This is a genomic window from Escherichia sp. AM3 (assembly GCF_032029835.1).
Classification (GTDB): Bacteria; Pseudomonadota; Gammaproteobacteria; order Enterobacterales; family Enterobacteriaceae; genus Escherichia; species Escherichia coli.
In genome coordinates, this window is the sequence record NZ_JAVUPQ010001118.1 from 1 (window position 1) to 255 (window position 255).

At 49.8% G+C, this 255-nt stretch carries 1 protein-coding gene; it reads right to left on the reverse strand.

The annotated features are described in order from the left end of the window. The coding region (locus RTW80_RS29960) for a hypothetical protein (RefSeq protein WP_312721799.1) at positions 1-255 on the reverse strand (255 nt) is incomplete at both ends.

Below are 255 nucleotides of genomic sequence, written 5' to 3' on the forward strand. Positions count from 1 at the left end.
TGGTTTCCCACATTGAGTGAGAAATGGTTGTCCGTACCCAGGAGCCATAACGAAGATGCTATCAGCGCGCCGCTCACAAACAGGGCAAGGGACTTCATACGGCGTTTCATTATTGCCTTACTCTGGGTTTTGAGGTGTCGCGCTATGGTGTTGAAGACTTCCGCTGCATCGTGCATCGGGTCATCAAGAAGTGTCACGGCTTCTGCTGAATATGGATAAAAAGCGATGAGCTTTTTATCGTGGATGGCCATACGC